We start from the raw sequence: 3,142 nt of genomic DNA, 5'->3' as shown, positions 1-3,142 counted from the left end.
TGTACGGGTTGCGGGCGGACGGCGAAACGGAGCGGAGCGAAACGGAACGGGACCCGCGTGCGCCGGAATCTCGTCGAGCGGAGGTCGCTGCGGCGGCTGGATCGGCTCCGGCGAACGTGCTTTTGCCGCCAAGCTCGTATCGGGAGGGACCGTGCGCACGAAAAACCGCCCTCGCTGGCAGCTTTTGACGGTTAGGGGTCGTTTGATCCGGCGTACCGGGCGCCTGCGTAAGCGCAGCGAAACAGCTCAACGCTGTGACCAGGTAAGATGGAACCCGAGCCAAGGGACGGCGAAAGCGGTGCCCGAATCGACAACCCCTAACCGTCAAAACCTGCCAGCGAGGGCGGTTTTTCGTGCGCACGGTCCCTCTCGATACAAGCTTGGCGGCAAAAACACGTTCGCCGGAGCCGATCCAGCCGCCGCAGCGACCTCCGCTCGGCGAGATTCCGGCGCACGCGGGTCCCGCTCCGTTTCGCTCCGCTCCGTTTCGCCGTCCGCCTGCAACCCGTACATACAAAAAGGCCGCGACGCCCATCGGGTGCCGCGGCCTTTCACGTGCGAAATCTTGAAGCGTTACGCCACGTTCGTCTTCGGAGCCAACTTCTCGCTCGATTTGCCGAAGAACACCTCGTACCAGCACAAGAAGCAGTAGATGTTCCAGATGCGCATCATCTTGAGCTTGCCGCGGCCCTCGACCGTGGTGAAGTCCGCCGACTTGTGGTCATCGAGCATCTGCACCAGATAATCCACATTGAAGAACTCCTGCGCGGCCTCCCCCGTGAACGCCTCCTTGATGCGGTTGTAGTACTCGTCCGTTTGCAGCCACACGGTCAGCGGCGTGATGAACGGCTGCTTGGGCATGTGCGCGACCTTTTTCTGGAAGCCCAGCTTGCTCGCCGCCACGCGCAGGGCGTACTTGGCGTGCTCGTCGGTCACGCGGCAGGCAGTGGGCAGCTGCAGCGCCACGTCGAGCACCTTCTTGTCCAAGAACGGAACGCGCAGCTCAAGCGACTGGGACATGGACATCTTGTCGGCCTTCAGGCAGATGTCGAACGGCATATAGCTGACCATGTCCACGTACTGCGTCTGCGTGATGATGTCCAGGCCCTGGTCCGCCACGGCGTCGAAGTGCGGCTTGCACCACTCCCACGGTTTGCAGGGGCCTTCGTAGTTGCGCAGCACATTGGGGATTTCGTCCCACATGTAGTTCATGCTGGCGCGCTGGTAGCTCTTCTCCGGCCCGCCCGACCCGCGCATGGCGAAGCGGCGGCCGTGGAACGTCGGCAGTTTCTCGGCCACGGCGCCGGCGGCGGCGCGCAAAGGACGCGGCACCTTGAAGTACTTCTCGAATTCGTACTGGTCATGATAGATCCAGTAACCGCCGAACAACTCGTCGGCTCCCTCTCCCGACTGCACCACCTTCACCTGCTCGCGCGCCAGCTTGCTCACGAAGAACAGCGGAATGGCGCTGGGCGCGCCCAACGGCTCGTCCATGTGGTACTGCTCGGTGGGCACGATGTCCAGGAATTCCTGGGCGCTCACCTGGGTTTGGAAGTTCGGCAGGTTCGCCCACTCGGCGAACGCCGTCGCATCGTCCAGCTCGTTGAGCTTGATCTCGAAATCGGACTGAGCGGCGATCTCGGCCATCTTGTCCTCGCAGCCGATGTCGTAGCCCACCGAGAACGTCTTGATGTCGGGCGCATGCTGCCCCATGCAGTACGCCGCCAGCGAGCTGTCGATGCCGCCCGACAGGAAGCTGCCGATCTCCACGTCGGCTATCTCGTGCGCAGCCACGGACTCGTCGAACACGCGGTTGATCTCGTCGGCCCATTCCTCCAGGCTCTTCGAGTCATCGATCTTGTACGTGATCTTGTAGTAGCATTCCGTGCGCAGCTGGCCGTTCTCGAGCACCATGAAGTGACCGGGCAGAAGCTTGTGCACGTCCTTAAACATGGTTTGGGAATCGTTCATGTACTCGAAGCACAGATACTGCGGCAGCATCTCGCGGTTGAGTTCCTTTTTGAACGCCGGGTGCGCCAAGAACGCCTTGATCTCGCTTCCGTAGATCAGGCGGTCGCCCGCATGCTGGTAGTAGAACGGCTTAATGCCGAAGATGTCGCGTGCACACACCAGGCGCTTGTTCGGCGCATCCCAGATGGCGATGGCGAACATCCCGCGCAACTTCTCGAACACACCGGTGCCCCACGCCTCGTAGCCGTGCACGATAGTCTCGGTGTCTCCGTTGGTCTTGAAAACGTAGCCGAGCGCCTCAAGCTCTGCGCGCAGCTCCTGGAAGTTGTAGATCTCGCCGTTGAACGTGACGGTCACGGTGCCGTCGGCGTTCTGCATGGGCTGGCGGCTGCCCTCAAGGTCGATGATGGACAGGCGGCGAAAGCCCATCGCAATGTCATCGGTGACGAAGAATCCCTCGTCGTCGGGCCCGCGGTGGGCGATGCGATCCGCCATGTCCTTGACCACGGCCTTGTTCGTCTCCTGGTCGTAGTCGACCGCGGTGAATCCCACGAATCCGCACATGTAGCTGGCTCTCCTCCTGCGTACGCGCCGCCTTGTCCGCGCGGCACGGGTTTACGTCGTTAACGTTCGATATAATACGCCACCCGTTCCCCTCCTGCTTGCATTTCACGAAACCCGCAGGGAGCGCAAGAACGAGCGATTTATCGTAAACTGGAAGAACAAGACCGGCCGACCCTGAGTCCAAGCATCCCGCTCAAGAGTCGGCTTCAAAGCTCGCATGCAGCAAAGGACAGCGATGAAACGCTCTGGACTGATCGCAATGATCGCACTTGCCGCCCTCCCCCTTGTCACGACAGGGCTCGCCGTCCTGTTCGCTATGCCCGATACCGTTCCGCTCCATATAGGCGCAAACGGCGTCGACCTCATCGGTTCCAAATACGAAGCGTTTGAAATGGGCTTCCTCATGACGGGCTGCTGCGCACTGTTCGCCGTCATGTACGCGTTCATGGACAAGCTAGCTGCGATGGGCCTTGTACACGGCACCGACGCACACGGAGGGCGCACCCTTCTCCTCTTCACCCAGATAAGCATGAACGCCATCCAGGTCTTTCTACTTTTCTTGATGTCTTTCGACATGCAATAAGGGACCGGCGCGGCGCGGGAGCGC

At 61.3% G+C, this 3,142-nt stretch carries 2 protein-coding genes; one reads left to right on the top strand and one right to left on the bottom strand.

The genetic code is table 11. The features are described from left to right. Window positions 1-573: 573 nt before the first annotated feature. On the bottom strand, window positions 574-2,535 hold the full coding sequence (gene asnB, locus ACMNI9_RS11645) for an asparagine synthase (glutamine-hydrolyzing) (protein ID WP_114567187.1): 1,962 nt from the start codon (window positions 2,533-2,535) through the stop codon (window positions 574-576). Between the two features lie 235 nt (window positions 2,536-2,770). Between asnB and ACMNI9_RS11640 the strand changes: the two genes are divergently transcribed. After that, window positions 2,771-3,118 carry a hypothetical protein gene (locus ACMNI9_RS11640; RefSeq protein ID WP_418832278.1) on the top strand — a complete coding sequence of 116 codons (348 nt, stop codon included), beginning with the start codon at window positions 2,771-2,773 and terminating at the stop codon, window positions 3,116-3,118. Window positions 3,119-3,142: the final 24 nt, after the last annotated feature.

This window comes from Paraeggerthella sp. (genome assembly GCF_048427265.1).
GTDB classification, from domain to species: domain Bacteria; phylum Actinomycetota; class Coriobacteriia; order Coriobacteriales; family Eggerthellaceae; genus Paraeggerthella; species Paraeggerthella hominis.
This window is presented reverse-complemented; position numbering and strand designations above follow the sequence as displayed.